A 15,929-nucleotide genomic window follows, 5' to 3' on the forward strand; every position below is an offset into this window, starting at 1 on the left:
ATCGGTAATTGAATTAAAGTGTTTCAGAAAAGTAGCGCTCATATTTTACGTGACCAAGGTGATTATTATGCCTTGATCTGATCACTACATATTCTATAAGTTCAATTTATAATGATCTTGCCGTGTCTGGGAGATGGGGAAATGGGGTCAAATCTTGACTTCAGACAACAAACAATCTCGAAGTTTTTCCAATTGTAATTTAACCTTTTTATCTTCAACCATTAATGTATTAAACCTACCAACAGCTTTCGATATCGCCGAATAATGCTCAACATTAAAAACAGCTGCTAGAGCCTGCAAATTTAATTCCGTTAAATCTTGGCATAATTTAATAGCAAACCAGCGTGGTAAATTTTTCTCTTTTCGCCCCTTTTTAACCGTTATAATCTCATTAACTTCAACATTAAAATATTGAGCTAAGTAAGCTATAACATCATCTGCTGAGTGCTTTTTACTAACAAGCTTTCTTTCGCTATCTGACTTGGCAATATAGTCTTTTATGTTTTCAATAAAGTCTTCACAACCCAAAACCGACAATAACTTTTTAGCACTATAAAAAGCACTTATTTCTTTATTATTTTCAAATTCAACAAACTGTTGATAAGCAGCATATTTACGCTTTTTACCTTGCAGCGAAAATATAAAGTCTCGGACGAGCCATTTAGGTATCGCTACCCTTTTAATGAAAGCTGAATAGCTAGACCATGTATACTTAGCAAGGTCATCTACCATCGGGGTGCTCGTTTCAATTGGGTTACGGTGAATGTACCGACTAACATGCAATAAATAGTTACCTGCATCCACCAGCACCGCTTTGTAGCGCCCTCTAAACAGTGCACCATCTGTGTTATGTGCTCTATTAAAGTATTGAGTATAAAGGCCATTAATATGCTTCATGGCTCGGCCTAAATTTGCATCCGGGGTTTTGATTAGTAGGTGGTAATGATTGGTCATTAAACAATAAGAATGCACTTCAATATTAAAGCGAAGGCTTGCTTGCTCAATACAATATAAAAAATACTTAAAGTCGCCATCGCTCAAAAAGGTATTTTCACGCCCTCTTCCACGATTCATCACATGGTAAAACGCATCCTCATACTCTATTCGCAGCGGCCTAGACATAGCAATTCACTCAATAAGCAGTAAACTATAAATCTAGACTCTTGATGTCTAAAGTCAAGACTTGACCCCTTTGGCTGTGTAAAGTCAAGACTTGCCCCCTTTGGCTGTGATCAATAAATAGATATTACGTTTATGCTCATTTCTGTTGTGAAACTAAGTACCTTAATACTTTATTTGATTGATGGGTGAAAGCAATATGCTTACAATCCAATAGCCTCCCTGTTTCAGGATGCTCAGCAGTTATTAGTGGATCTCCGTTTTTCTGAATCATAGCTTCAAATAATTCAACTTCATCTAGCTCAGCCGCCAGCATTAAAGGTGTAAACCCATTAATCCTAGTTTTATGACCGGCATTAGCGTCAGATCCTGCATTTATGAGTAATTGAGCTATTTTTCTCATGCCATCTAATGTCATAAACTCTTTAACTCTATCTACCATCAAGTTATGCCCTGAATCTATGATTTTTTGAAAGTTTGGATCTTGTAATTGTTTTTCATAATTTCTTTTAACTTCATCCGGAGTAGCCCCCATTAGGCCGTTAGAATGTCGCTTTAAAGTGTCTAGTAATTCATCGTTCAAAGGATGATTTTTTATCAAGTCCTTCCAAACCTCTGGTCTTTTTATAATTCCGATTTTACATAAAGTTGCGAAGAGTGCTGATTGTTTATCCGTATTCCCTCTAAAGTTAACGTTTGCTCCCATCTCTATGACCTTAGCTACGACTTCTGGCCTACCTGTATCAACGGCACATACTAGAGGTAATAATTCTTTTTTAGATGTTTTCGTATTAACAACACTTTCACGATGTTTAATAGAGCTTATTAGCTTAAATAACCTATCGTCCATGCTTGAACCATGATCCAGTACATCCATTTGCAAGATAGAAAAAAGTAATGCAGATTCATCGGAATCAGATAGTGCATTTACATTTACACCTTTATTAATCAACTGGAACACTGTTTCCACGCAATTAATCCATGAAAAGTAGACTATTTGAGGCATCTGCTTACCCCAGGTATCCCCAACCACTATTTTTTTATTTGGGCTTCGGAAGTTTGGCTTAATGCTTTGCTCAAAAAAACCAAGTAATGGTCCTATCCGTTGCGCTTCAGTTGAGGAACTGACATTAAACTGTAAAGCCGGTGGAAAATGCTTATGGAATGTTGCTGCATATAATTTTAATTCCCAGTCTTCAACAACACTATCAAAGCGATTAGCTTCTAATTGGCTTTTATCTTCCTTATGCAAAGGTATATCAATACCAAATAGGATTGCAGAGTTTTTCAACCTTTTAATGAAAGCTTTATCTGGTGTAGGTTTAAGGTTAGAAGCAATACTAAGGGCTTCTTTTATAATTTCAGGTATCGATGGTCCAGCAAAAAATAAAGCTTGTTCAAACGTTGCTTTAAAGTGGCTATTTGCTTCTTTAAGCTCCCCATTCAGCGCATGCCATCGAGCGCGATACCAGCTCAGCCAATATCCCATATTAAATTCGGGGTGTTTAAAAGTTGAGACTTCAAGCTCATCAATCAACGTTTTTGAGCACTGTTTTCGATCTGCATCAGAGAGTTCTTTATTTTCACCCTTTTTATAAAAAATGTAATCTATCTCTAGCCCTTGCTCCCCTAGCGGTTTGAGCCAAACTTGATTGTTACTTTTTAAATGCCATATATATTGTTCAACTTGACTTAACCTCAGTGCATCAACATTGACTAATTGTTCTGGGTAAATATCGGCATAATTTCGCTGTAAATTATCGATAAAACGGGCTGCTAAAATAACAACTTTAATCTTTTCCCATTCATGCCCCTCTACTTCAGAATTAGGAAGGTAATCTGGAATATTTGTTATATTAGATAGCTTTGGCAGTTCATCATTACTTTTCCAAAGCTTGAAGCGATGACGTTTTTCTTTTGGAATAAATTTAAGAAAGCTATCCCACCACTCAATATTTGAAGATAACCAATCAAACGCCTGGGTTATCCCATTAGGATGAAGGTTATTTCTCATTAAATAATTTGGTCCCTCAATTACTTTCCCCATAAAAAGATTGAATTCAACAGCAATTGTATCGAGGATCCACCGGGTAAGAATTGCTTCAGTCTCTACTCTGGTTATACCGTCCATAGGAGTTGAATTTACCAATTCAATATATTCCCGCATCATTGATTCGAATTTAGCTTCTAATTTTTTAGAGAAGTCCTTACTGATGAACTTAGAAAGAGGAACTGAAATAGATTCCTTAAATAAGCTTGAAGCTAAGGTGTAGGGCTGGTCATATTTGAAAGCAAAAGTGTCTAGCTGTTTATTCGATGCTTTAACTCCTATTGTACTCGCAATAATGCGTACTATTTCAACAGGTGTCATAAAGGGTTGGCGCTTTTCTTTAAGCATAATTAACTTCCATTGTCATAATTCTTTTTAGGTTTCGTTTAAAGTTAAGATGTGAGCGTCTATCACTCGGCGTACAAGGAACTGTAATGCGACCACCTTTAGGCGCATATATCAAGCCATGCTTCTTTCCTTGTTTGAACACCCAACCAGACTTAATTAAGCCTCTTACCAACTTACTAATTTCTTTATCTTTACTATATGCAGACATAATCAAAATAAAGGACTAGGAAGTCAATAACTTCCTAGTCCTGACTCCTTAATCGTTTTTGTTATTATTAGCGGCAGCACGAGCTGCTCTTGCAGCAAAGCCTTTTGATGAAACTTGGCCGCCATTTGCTTTTGCCTCACTACTTTGAATACGAGCAACAGCTTTTGTGGTCATAGGTGCTTGGTTAGATTTTGACTTAGACATAATTTTCTCCGAAATGAATTTTCCCTGTATTGGGTGACAAGTAATTTACAAAGAAAATGACTAACCGTCAGTTATGTAACTCGCTGAGAAATTTTTATTTTTGTATTGGCGTATTTTTTAGTAGATATATATCATCGTAAACATACAAAAAAGCCATTGCATTGCTGCAACGGCTTTTATAATTTTGATAAATTTTCAAACTATAATGGAACTTACTACCCATTAAAGTTCAAAAATTAGTCGCGATATGTCTCTACCGCTGGGCATGAACATACTAAGTTACGGTCGCCGTATACGTCATCTATTCGTGTAACGGTTGGCCAGAACTTGTCTTTTGCTACCGAAGGGACTGGGAATGCAGCGTAAAAACGGTCGTACGCGCGGTCCCATTCGTTACCAAGTACGTCAGCTTGTGTGTGCGGTGCAAATACAAGTGGGTTGTTTTCAATTGACCATTCGCCAGAGATTACTTTGTCGATTTCGCCTTTGATTGACACCATCGCTTCGATAAAGCGGTCTATCTCGCCTTTTGACTCAGATTCAGTTGGCTCAATCATTAACGTGCCCGCTACTGGGAACGACATAGTGGGTGAATGGAAGCCGTAATCTTGCAAGCGCTTAGCTACGTCCATTTCAGTAATGCCTGATTGCTCTTTAAGTGGGCGTAGGTCAACAATACATTCGTGCGCAACGCGGTTGTTACGGCCACGGTATAAAATTGGGAAGTGCTGGCTTAACTCGTGTGTTAAGTAGTTAGCATTAACGATCGCCATTTCAGTGGCTTGTTTTAAGCCCTCTGAGCCCATCATGGTAATGTAAGCCCATGAAATAGGTAAAATAGCGGCTGAACCGTAAGGCGCTGCTGATACTGCACCGTTGTTAATGTTTGTGCCCGGTACGTTAATTACGCTGTGGTTTGGCATAAATGGCGCAAGGTGCGATTTAACACCAATTGGGCCTACACCTGGGCCGCCGCCACCGTGCGGAATACAAAACGTTTTGTGTAAGTTTAAGTGCGATACGTCTGAGCCAATAAAGCCTGGGCTTGTTACGCCTACTTGCGCGTTCATGTTTGCGCCATCCATGTAAACTTGGCCACCGTGCTCGTGCACAATGTCACAAATTTCGCGAATGGTTTCTTCGTAAACGCCGTGTGTAGATGGGTATGTGATCATAATACACGATAAGTTTTCAGACACTTCTTCGGCTTTCGCTTTTAGGTCGGCCATGTCTACGTTACCGTTTTTATCGCAATCAACCACTACAATTTTCATGCTGGCCATTTGCGCAGATGCAGGGTTAGTACCGTGCGCTGAGCTTGGAATTAAACATACGTTACGGTGCGCATCGCCGCGTGACTCGTGGTATTTACGAATAGCAATTAAGCCTGCGTATTCACCTTGTGCGCCAGAGTTTGGCTGTAGTGAAACTGCATCGTACCCAGTAATATTAACTAGCCAGTCGTGCAGCTCGTTAATCATTATTTGGTAACCTTCGGCCTGATCGAGCGGGCAGAATGGGTGCAAGTTTGCAAATTCAGGCCATGTAATTGGGATCATCTCAGCGGTCGCGTTTAGTTTCATGGTACATGAACCTAACGAGATCATTGAGTGGTTAAGCGCTAAATCTTTGTTTTCTAGGCGCTTAATGTAGCGAAGCATGTCTGTTTCGCTGTGGTAGCTATTAAAGTTTGGATGCGTTAATACTTCGTCATCACGTACTAAACTAGCTGGAATAGAGTCGCTACCGTTTGCTTCAATATCTGCTGCAATACTATCTACGCTTAGGCCATGGCCTTCACCTAGTACAATATCAAATAGCTCAGCTACATCGGCGCGGGTGGTGGTTTCTGAAACCGAAATTGAGTATTCACCGTCGTGGTTTGTAGCAAAATTAACGCCTTTGGCAAGTGCACGTGCTATTACGTCTTCTTTGCTGTCGCTCACTACTGTTAGCGTATCAAACCAGGTGCTGTGTTTAAGTGCTACACCTTTGGCTTTTAGGCCAGCAGCTAAAATATCAGCAAAGCGATGTATACGCTGCGCGATAGTTTTTAAGCCTTGTGGGCCATGGTACACCGCGTAAAACGCAGCCATGTTGGCAAGTAGTACCTGCGCTGTACAAATGTTTGAGTTGGCTTTGTCGCGGCGAATGTGTTGTTCGCGCGTTTGCATTGCCATACGGAGTGCGTCGTTACCTAAACGGTCTTTAGATACACCAATAATACGCCCTGGTAATGAGCGTTTGTATGCGTCACGTGTTGCAAAAAATGCAGCGTGTGGTCCGCCGTAACCCATAGGTACACCAAAACGCTGAGCCGAACCAAGTACTACGTCGGCACCTAATTTACCCGGTGCTTTTAAGAGTAATAAGCTCATAATGTCGGCAGCAACACAGGCAATGGCCTTTTTGCTTTGTACGCCAGCAATTAGGTCGGTTATATCAACTACTTCACCTGATGTAGTTGGGTATTGGAAAAGTGCGCCAAAAATGTCGTGGTTAACAGCATCTTCTGCTTTACCTACAATGATTTCAAAACCAAACTGCTCAGCACGGGTGCTTACTACGTCGATTGTTTGTGTGTGTACGTCGTCGGCAATAAAAAAGGCATTGGCTTTTTTAGCTTTAGATACGCGTTTTGCAAGGCCCATAGCCTCAGCAGCAGCGGTTGATTCGTCAAGTAACGAGGCACTTGCTAAATCTAGGCCTGTTAAATCTAGGGTCATAGTTTGAAAATTTAATAACGACTCTAAACGCCCTTGCGCAATTTCTGGCTGGTACGGCGTGTACGCAGTATACCAACCTGGGTTTTCTAGTACGTTACGTAAAATTACGTGCGGTACGTGCGTTGGGTGGTAGCCTTGGCCAATGTACGATTTGAAAACTTTATTTTTGCTTGCTACCGATTTTAAGTAGCTTAGTGTTTCAACTTCAGTACGGCTTTCGCCAACTGTTAATGGCTGCGCTAAGCGAATGCTTGCAGGTACAGTTTGGTCGATCAGCTCTTGCACACTTGATACTTCTAAAGCACTTAGCATATCGCTTACTTGTGCTGGGCTTGGCCCAATGTGGCGGCGAATAAAATCTTGCTTTTGCTCTAACTGTTCAAGAGATTTGGCGTTTGACATGCGTCTAGATTCCTATGATCCTAAATACTAACGGGTAATTAGTATTGATTAAAATATGTGATGATTTAATAACGTACTGTGTATGGGAAGTAGGCCGTTAAATCATAAAAGCCCCAAAAACAGTGAATGGGGCTTTTGTCATCGACGAAAAGTATTACTCTTCGTCGATTGTGTTAGCGTAGTCTTCTGCGCTAAGTAGGTTTTCAAGCTCTGACTCGTCAGTTGCTTTAATGCGGAATAACCAGCCGTCACCGTATGGGTCGTTGTTAACCGTTTCTGGTGCGTCTTCTAGCTCTTCGTTAATCGCTACAATTTCGCCGCCAACTGGTGCGTAAATGTCTGATGCAGCTTTAACCGACTCTGCTACTGCACAATCTTCGCCTGCATCTACTGCATCGCCTACTTCTGGTAGTTCTACAAATACCATGTCGCCAAGCAGCTCTTGCGCATGCTCAGAAATACCCACAGTAAATGTACCGTCACCTTCGTTGCGAACCCACTCGTGAGAAGAGGCGTATTTTAAATCGCTAGGGATATTGCTCATTATTTTGTTCCTTTGGTTTATATTGGGAGGATACCAATCACAATAATTATTGTGATTGGTATAACCAAATTTTTAAATGATTGATTTGCCGTTACGTACAAAGCTAGGCTTTACTACTTTAACGTTAACTAATTTTTTGCGCATTTCTACTTGGGCTGTATCCCCTGTTGAACGCGGTACACGTGCAAGGGCTACACTAAAACCAAGTGTTGGTGAGAAAGTACCTGAGGTAATTACCCCTTCTCCACCTTCAACAATTACTTTTGAGCCGCTACGCAATACGCCTTTTTCTTCAAGCACTAAACCAACAAGTTTATGGGTGCTTTTTTCGGCGCGTTGCTTAACAAGTACGTCACGACCAATAAAGTCACGATCTTCAGGTTCCCATGCAATGGTCCATGCCATGTTTGCTGCAAGTGGCGATACGCTTTCGTCCATATCTAGGCCGTAAAGGTTCATACCTGCTTCTAAACGTAGCGTGTCGCGTGCACCTAAACCGGCTGGCGCTACACCTGCATCTAGCAGTTGTTGCCATAAATCGGCTGCTTGCTCGTTCGGTACTACAATTTCGTAACCGTCTTCGCCAGTATAACCCGTTGTGGCAATAAATAAATCACCCACTTGTACGCCAAAAAATGGCTTCATGCCTTCAACGGCTGCTTGTTGCTCAGCATTTAAAAGTGTGGCTGTTTTTGCTTTTGCGTTAGGGCCTTGTACTGCAATCATTGCAAACTCAGGGCGCTCAGTTACGGTTACTGTAAAGTCGGCAGATACTTTAGCTAAGTGAGCTAAATCTTTTTCGCGGGTGGCAGAATTTACCACTAAGCGATAAAACGTTTCGCTAAAGTAGTAAATAATTAAATCGTCGATTACGCCGCCTTGCTCGTTAAGCATGCCCGTGTAAAGCGCTTTACCTGGTACGGTTAATTTTGCTACGTCGTTTGCTACTAACTTACGTAAAAATGCTTTTGCTTGTTCGCCTTCAATATCAACAATGGTCATGTGTGATACGTCAAACATACCTGCATCGGTACGCACTGCATTGTGTTCTTCTATTTGTGAGCCGTAGTTGATTGGCATTTCCCAGCCATGAAAATCAACCATTTTTGCGCCTGCTTCAAGGTGCTTAGTATGTAGTACAGTTTTAGAAGTCATAACATTCCTTCACTTTTAAATTAACCCTGTGCGGGCGTGGCTTAAATAGATTTAACTCAACAGGCAAACACGGTTATGTTTACCGGTTATTTTATGTATTAGGCAGCTTCGTTTTGCATTAGGGCAAAACCTTGTGCTTGTAAGTGCTGTTGCCATTTTTGTAGTTCTTGTTGCTTGGCTACCAACACAAAGTGCTGTTCGTCGTTTTTATCTATGGCGGTAATAAATACTTCGCCGCTTTGCGCGCCATAACATAGTTGCGGGTTTGATAAACGCAGCCCTGGCGTTAATTTAAACGCGCTAATTAAGGTATCAAATGCGTTTGCTCCACACAGCGCAAGAGTTGCAAGGTCGCTACGTAGTACATAATCAATATCAAAACGAAGTTGCTGCTCGTTTATCAGTGCTTGTAATTGCAAGCTTGCGCTGTGCGGTAATACAAATCTAAATGCGGTTTCGCTAAAGTAATAAACGGCAAAGCTGTAATCAGAATTTAAATCGCCATCAAGCGTGCCTTTTAGGCCTAAGCCACTGGCTGTAAGCTTTGTGAGATCTAACCCTAAAATAGTGCTTAAAAATACACTGGTTTCACTGCCACTAAAATCCATTACAACGAGGTTGTTATTTGCTTGCACGGCATTGGTAACTGCACTTGCAGCATTGCTGTGGCGGGCAAACATTATTGGGTTAAAAGTCATAACAAACACCTGTGTATTTTTGATACCAAAAGTATATTGCGCCACTGTGACAACAACAAATTGTAATTATTTATCAATTGATAAATAATACTTATATATGTAGCTATATAAATTGTAATTTTAAATATGAAAAACATATCAACCGACAGTTTGCGTACCTTTGTAATGGTTGTTGAGGTAGGTGGATTTGCAAAAGCCGGCGACCTTCTGGGGTTATCGCAACCTGCGGTAAGCTTGCAAATTAAACGCCTTGAAGATTTACTCGGTTATAAATTATTTAAAAAGCAGGGCCAGCGCCAGGTGCTTAATCAGTACGGTGAGCTACTTTTGCCTATGGCAAAACAAATGATGCAGTATAACGATGCTATTTTGCAGCAGTTCACCTCAGAAAGCATAACCGGTAAAGTGCGCTTGGGTATTCCTAGCGAATTTGCAGCACGTATTTTACCCTCAATTATTGGTGATTTTGTCTCGCTTTATCCTGAGGTATCGCTGGAGGTTAAATCGCGCTTAAGTAAACATTTGCTGTCGGCCTCAAGGCAAGATCAATTTGATCTTGTTTTAGCACTTAACGAGCGCCTTAATTCAGACAAGTTCCCTATTTTTATGCAAGACGAGCTAGTATGGGTGGGCGACCTAGCACAGGCAAAAAATGAGGTAGTAACCTTAGTCACCGCGCCCGAGGGCTGTATTTATAGGCGCCGCGCTACAGATGCACTTAAAAGTGCCAATATCAAATACCGTATTGTTTACAGTAATGCCGATTTAACCGGATTAATAGCCGCCATAAAAGAAGGCTTAGGTATTACTGTTCTGGCTAAAAGTACGGTGCCAAGCGATCTTAATTTTCAGGCGCAAAGTAAATATTTACCAGCTCTTGGTAGCATAGGCATTAGCTTAATAAAAAGCGGTGGGGAGTCGGAGCACGCAGTAGACAAACTCGCTGAGTTTATCGCATTACGATTAGGCTATTAGTACGCGTTGGCGATTTGCTTAACCTGTAAAATTACAAACTACGCTACATAAAAAACGCCGAGGTTAAAATAACCTCGGCGTTTTGTGAGCTAAACCTAGCGCTAACTAACCCCCTCATTTAAACGACTAAATAACGAGTTTTTGTCTATCGACACGCTTAGCTGCCTAAAAATAAATATATTAATTAAGCAACTGGATATTAGTTATTTACGTTACGTTGGCGTAGCACTTCAAATAAACAAATACCGGTGGCTACCGATACATTTAAGCTAGAAACACTTCCTGCCATCGGAATTTTAACTAACACGTCGCAATGCTCACGCGTTAAACGGCGCATGCCCTCGCCCTCTGCTCCCATTACTATTGCCATTGGCCCAGTAAGGTTTGCATCAAACACGTGGGTGTCTGTTTCGCCAGCGGTGCCCACAACCCATACGCCTGCATCTTTAATTTCGCGAAGCGTACGCGCCAGGTTTGTTACCTGAATAAGCGGTACGGTTTCGGCTGCGCCACAGGCAACTTTACGTGCTGTGCCGTTAAGCTTGGCCGACTTATCTTTAGGTACAATTATAGCGTGTACACCTGCTGCATCTGCGCTACGTAGGCAGGCACCTAAATTGTGCGGATCGGTTATGCCATCTAGTACTAATAAAAACGGCGTGTCTTCGCGAGCAATGATCTCATCTAAATCTTTTTCGTTGTAAACACGCGCAGCTTTTACATTGGCAATAATGCCTTGGTGCTGCTCATCGTTTGCTTTGTTATCTAGCGCTTTTCGCTGCATAAATTGTACAGAAATACCAAATTTACGTGCTTCATTAATAATCGGGGATAAGCGCTTATCATCACGACCTTTTAAGGCATAAATTTCTAAAAAACGCTCTGGCTCTTTTGCTAAAATTGCTTCAACAGAGTGAAAGCCAAAAATTAATTCATTACTCACGTATTGTTTGCTCCTGGGCTATTACGTTTACGGGCATTTTTGCCTGGTCTTTTAGGCTTTTTAACTGCCTTTTTTTTCGGTTTTTTCTTAGCGGTGGTTTCAGCGGCTTTTTTACCGGCTGGTTTTGCGCCAGACTTACCCGCTGGTTTGCCTTTGCTTTTACTGGCTGGTTTTTTACCAGCTTTAGGTTTTTCATCGCCTGATGTGTTTTTTCCAGGGATTTTACCCGCTTTAAGCTGCGATCTTACACTTGCTGGTGCATGGCTTGATTTACCGCGCCCTGCTCCTTTAGCTGAGCCACGGCGACGCGCGTATCTATCTTGAGCTACATCACCACTGAGCGTTAAATTTATACGGCGCTCATCTAAACTTACCGAAGCAACTTGTACCGTTACTTTATCGCCAAGGCGGTAAACGGTATGTGTATGCTCGCCAATTAGGGTGTGTTTTGCACCATCATGACGGAAGTATTCATCACCTAAATTAGTAACATGGATCAGGCCATCAATTTGTAAGTCGTCTAGGCGTATAAATAAACCAAAGTTAGTAACGGATGAAATAACCCCGTTAAACTCATCACCCACGTGGTCTTGCATAAACTCACATTTAAGCCAGTCGGCAACTTCACGCGTTGCGTCGTCTGCGCGGCGCTCGGTGGTTGAACACTGCTCACCTAGTTGGTCTACTTCATCATCGGTGTACGCGTATGCGCCCGATGTTTGCTGACCTTGTGCTTTTATTACCGCTTTAATTGCACGGTGTACCACTAAATCAGGGTAACGGCGAATCGGTGAGGTAAAGTGTGCGTACGCAGGCAGCGCTAAGCCAAAGTGGCCTATGTTGTCTGGCTGATAAACCGCTTGCTTCATTGAACGAAGTAGCATGGTTTGAATAAGCTCGGCCTCTGGGCGCTCGCCTAAACGGGCTAACACTTGGGTAATTTCTTTCGGTGTTGGCTCATCGCTTAATGTGCTTTGAATGCCAAGTTCACTTAAAAACTGAGTAAAGTTACCTAGTTTTTCTTGATCTGGCTCATCGTGCACACGGTAAAGCGCGCTGGCTTCGTGTTTTTCTAATAATTTAGCCGCCGATACGTTGGCTAAAATCATACATTCTTCAATCAGTTTGTGCGCGTCGTTACGAACAACCGGCACAATTGATTCTATTTTACGGTGTGCGTTAAATACAAAACGCGTCTCGAGCGTTTCAAACTCAATAGCACCACGGGTTTGGCGCGCCGATTTAAGCGCCATATACATTTGCTGTAAGTCAGTTAAATGTGGCACTACGGGTGCGTATTCTTCGCGTAGTTTTTCATCGCCTTGTAAAATGGCATTTACTTTGGTGTAGGTTAAACGCGCATGCGAGTTCATCACCGCTTCGTAAAACTTATAACCCGAAAGCTTACCTGCGTCTGATACCGTCATTTCGGCCACCATACAAAGGCGGTCTACTTTAGGGTTAAGCGAACATAAACCGTTCGACAACACTTTTGGCAGCATTGGAATTACTTGCTCAGGAAAATACACTGAGTTACCGCGAGCAATCGCTTCTTTATTTAGCGGCGTGTTCATACCTACATAATGCGATACATCGGCAATGGCTACCCATAAGCGCCAGCCGCCAGATTTTTTACGCTCACAATATACGGCATCATCAAAGTCGCGGGCATCTTCACCATCTATTGTGACCAGTGGCAGGTCGCGTAAATCTACACGGCCTTGTTTGTCGGCTTCATCAACAAACTCACCTAAATGAGCTACTTGTTCTTCCACCTCTTCTGGCCAAACATGAGGAATATCGTGATTGCGCAGTGCCACCTCTATTTCCATACCTGGCGCTAAATGCTCGCCCAGTACGTCAATAATTTTACCTACCGCGTTCATGTTACGGCTAGGATTTTGAGTGATTTGCACTTGCACCATTTGGTTATGACGCGCGCCGTTTTCACTGCCTGGCAGAATAATAATATCTTGGGTAATACGTGGGTCTTCTGCTACAACAACTGCAATACCATGCTCAACAAAATAACGCCCTACAATAGGTGCGCGCTCGTTGGTGAGTACTTTAATTATGCGGGCATCACATTTTGAGCCTGAGCCACGTTTTGTGCCTTTAGCAAGTACGATGTCGCCGTGCAGCACCATGTTCATTTGATGCTTGGCTATAAACCAATCTTTGCTCTCGCCTTCAACTTCTAAAAAGCCAAAACCGTCTCTGTGGCCAATTACTTTGCCTTTGGTTAAACCGGCTTCGTCAATTAGGGCGTAACATTTAAACTTATTAAAATACAATTGGCCATCGCGCTCCATGGCACGAAGGCGGCGCTTAAATGCAATTTGGCGTTCGGTATCGTTTACAGCTAATTCATCACAAAGTTGCGTGAAGTTAGCAGGTTTTGAACGCTCTTGAAGGTGAGTAAGTATAAACTCACGACTAGGGACTGGGTTTTCGTACTTTTCTTGTTCTCGGCTGAGATTTGGATCTTGGTTTGACATTCACTATCTTGTTAGTTGGTTATGTAGGTATTTTAACCCATATACGTAAAATGAGACAGGTAAAAGCGTATGAAACTTTTAATAAACCGCTTTAATAAGTAAAACATACGCTTAATCGACTTAATCATCACTTAATATAAGCGCGATTATAACCAGCCTTTTTGCTTTGCAATACGCGCTGCATCAACACGGTTAGTGGCATTGAGTTTTGCGATAGCATCGGATAAATAATTACGTGTTGTGCCTTCGCTTATAAACAGCTGTTTGGCTATCTCGCTTGTTTTTAAGCCATCGCTTGCAAGCTTAAGTGCTTTGCGCTCTTTATCTGTGAGCGGGTCGGCATCATCAAGCGCGTTAATGGCAAGCTCTGGGTCTATAACCTTTTGCCCTTGCATTACTTTTTTAAGTGCATTGATAAGCTCATCACTTGGTGCTTCTTTTAAAATGAAACCTTTAACGCCTAGGGCGAGCGAGCGCCTAATATAACCAGCTCGCGAAAACGTGGTCATAATAACCATTTTAATGGTTGGGAACGTGGCCGCTATTTGCTCACTTAGCTCTATACCGCTCATGTGTGGCATTTCAATATCGGTTAAAATTATGTCTGGCAATGCCTCATCGGCCAGTGCTTTTATTGCATTTAGGGCATCTTGGCCGTTACTGGCTTGGCCTATCACTTCAATATTAAAATCAAGGCTTAACAATGCCCCTACAGCGTCACGCACGAGTGCTTGATCTTCCACTAAATATACTTTGATCATTATTAATCCTTAGCTGAAATTGGCAGCATTACGTTTAAAGTAAACTTATCGCCACAGGTAAACGCGGCATGGCCATTAAGTTGCTCTGCACGCTCTTTAATACCATTTAAACCGTTACCTGCGTTTAACGTGCTGCAAGGTGCGTTATCAACCACACTTATATGCAGCTGATGCTGTGTTTGCTCTATATTTATTTCGGCGTTTTTATTACTGCTATGGCGTAATAAATTAGTTACCGCTTCTTTAATTATAAGCCCTGCGATCCCTTCGACTTTAGGAGGCAAGGTATTTAATACAACATTAAAGTTAACGTTAAAGTCTTGCTCTATTAGCCTTTGTTTAAGCTGGGCTATTTGGCTTATTAAATTAAGTTGTTTTAAATCGCTTACGGCGTTTCTTACATCGCTAAGTAACTGCCTTGCTAGATCTGCTACTTGTGCTATTTCGTTATTGGCTTGTTCGTAGCGCTCTCCTTGATTTAGCTTATTAGCAAGCTCAGCTTTTAAAGCAATAGATGATAGTGAGTGGCCTAAAATATCGTGTAGGTCACGCGCTATTCGTTCGCGCTCAGCAATGGCGGCCAATTGCTCTAATTGGTTAGCGCTTTCTTGTTCGCGCTTTTTATGCAGGCGCTCTTTTTGGGTTGCAATGCCAAAAGCCAGCAGCGCTCCTGATATTAATAAAGTGCCGGCTAAAAAGTATTTTATGTTTGCTATATCTGCCAAATAAGCGCTTAACGCCATCGTAAATATAAGGCTAAAAACGGCATATAACCTGCTTTTTTTAGCGTATGACTCACCAGCTATAAACGCGATAAAACCAAATAATGTAGAGGTACCTGTGGTATAAAATGTGGCGCTAAAACACACCACTAAAATAATAACAAACAGCGTTGTTATACGCTTTGTTTCACAGTGCATGGCTTTTATGTAAAGCAAAATAAATACAATATAAAACGCCACACTCATTACAATGGTATTGACTGGCAAGTTAGATAGATTAAAAAGAGTCGGAAGCAAATAAAACCCAGTAAAAATTAAAGGTGCGTATTCCCAAAACTTTTTATTACTGGGCTTTGAAAGCGTATTTGTTGTACTCATGCCAGTGCCCCTAGTTCATTGTTATTGCTTATAACATTATTTTTATTAATAAATATAAATAACACAAAAATACTAGGGCGTGTTGATCTTTGTGGTATGAAAAACAAACAGCATGAAGATAAGGTATAATTGAATTCGCCAGAAAACTTTACACCGAACCTACATGCCAAGATTAATGTTAACAGACGGGACATGGAA

Annotated in this window: 12 protein-coding genes; 1 reads left to right on the forward strand and 11 read right to left on the reverse strand. The window is 41.6% G+C overall.

Features of this window, described 5'->3' with window-relative positions:
- Positions 1–147 precede the first annotated feature (147 nt).
- The 7 genes from PSI06_RS19150 to PSI06_RS19180 form a co-directional block, all read right to left on the reverse strand.
- Positions 148–1,122: a transposase gene (locus PSI06_RS19150; protein ID WP_273604652.1), complete on the reverse strand. Its 975-nt coding sequence runs from the start codon at positions 1,120–1,122 to the stop codon at positions 148–150.
- 136 nt (positions 1,123–1,258) lie between these two features.
- Positions 1,259–3,517, reverse strand: coding sequence for a hypothetical protein (locus tag PSI06_RS19155; protein ID WP_273604651.1), 2,259 nt, complete (start codon positions 3,515–3,517; stop codon positions 1,259–1,261).
- A 256-nt stretch (positions 3,518–3,773) separates the two neighbouring features.
- Entirely contained in the window at positions 3,774–3,929 is a 156-nt protein-coding gene (locus PSI06_RS19160; RefSeq protein WP_273604650.1) for a hypothetical protein, read from the reverse strand.
- Between the two features lie 236 nt (positions 3,930–4,165).
- Positions 4,166–7,057, reverse strand: coding sequence for an aminomethyl-transferring glycine dehydrogenase (gene gcvP / locus PSI06_RS19165; protein WP_273604649.1), 2,892 nt, complete (start codon positions 7,055–7,057; stop codon positions 4,166–4,168).
- 154 nt (positions 7,058–7,211) lie between these two features.
- Complete coding sequence (gene gcvH / locus PSI06_RS19170; protein WP_004587592.1) at positions 7,212–7,601, reverse strand: glycine cleavage system protein GcvH; 390 nt, start codon at positions 7,599–7,601, stop codon at positions 7,212–7,214.
- A 72-nt stretch (positions 7,602–7,673) separates the two neighbouring features.
- Positions 7,674–8,756 carry a glycine cleavage system aminomethyltransferase GcvT gene (gene gcvT, locus PSI06_RS19175; RefSeq protein ID WP_273604648.1) on the reverse strand — a complete coding sequence of 361 codons (1,083 nt, stop codon included), beginning with the start codon at positions 8,754–8,756 and terminating at the stop codon, positions 7,674–7,676.
- Positions 8,757–8,854: 98 nt separating this feature from the next.
- Positions 8,855–9,454, reverse strand: a complete 600-nt coding sequence (locus PSI06_RS19180; protein ID WP_004587594.1) for a hypothetical protein — start codon at positions 9,452–9,454, stop codon at positions 8,855–8,857.
- 126 nt (positions 9,455–9,580) lie between these two features.
- On the opposite strand from PSI06_RS19180, the gene PSI06_RS19185 reads away from it, so the two are divergent.
- Positions 9,581–10,429, forward strand: coding sequence for a LysR family transcriptional regulator (locus tag PSI06_RS19185; RefSeq protein ID WP_054982828.1), 849 nt, complete (start codon positions 9,581–9,583; stop codon positions 10,427–10,429).
- 199 nt (positions 10,430–10,628) lie between these two features.
- Here PSI06_RS19185 and rlmB read toward each other — a convergent pair whose 3' ends face one another.
- The 4 genes from rlmB to PSI06_RS19205 form a co-directional block, all read right to left on the reverse strand.
- The gene (gene rlmB / locus PSI06_RS19190) at positions 10,629–11,372 is read right to left on the reverse strand and encodes a 23S rRNA (guanosine(2251)-2'-O)-methyltransferase RlmB (protein ID WP_029772012.1); all 744 of its coding nucleotides are present in this window, start codon (positions 11,370–11,372) and stop codon (positions 10,629–10,631) included.
- A complete protein-coding gene (gene rnr, locus PSI06_RS19195; protein ID WP_273604647.1) occupies positions 11,369–13,870 on the reverse strand; it encodes a ribonuclease R in 2,502 nt (833 codons plus the stop codon). Before rnr ends, rlmB begins: the two co-directional genes overlap by 4 nt.
- A gap of 146 nt (positions 13,871–14,016) precedes the next feature.
- Positions 14,017–14,631 (reverse strand): response regulator transcription factor, encoded by a 615-nt coding sequence (locus PSI06_RS19200; RefSeq protein WP_029772010.1) that lies wholly within the window; start codon positions 14,629–14,631, stop codon positions 14,017–14,019.
- Between the two features lie 2 nt (positions 14,632–14,633).
- Positions 14,634–15,731 (reverse strand): sensor histidine kinase, encoded by a 1,098-nt coding sequence (locus PSI06_RS19205; RefSeq protein ID WP_273604646.1) that lies wholly within the window; start codon positions 15,729–15,731, stop codon positions 14,634–14,636.
- Between the last annotated feature and the right edge of the window lie 198 nt (positions 15,732–15,929).

Source organism: Pseudoalteromonas sp. GABNS16E (assembly GCF_028598715.1).
Taxonomy (GTDB): domain Bacteria; phylum Pseudomonadota; class Gammaproteobacteria; order Enterobacterales; family Alteromonadaceae; genus Pseudoalteromonas; species Pseudoalteromonas atlantica.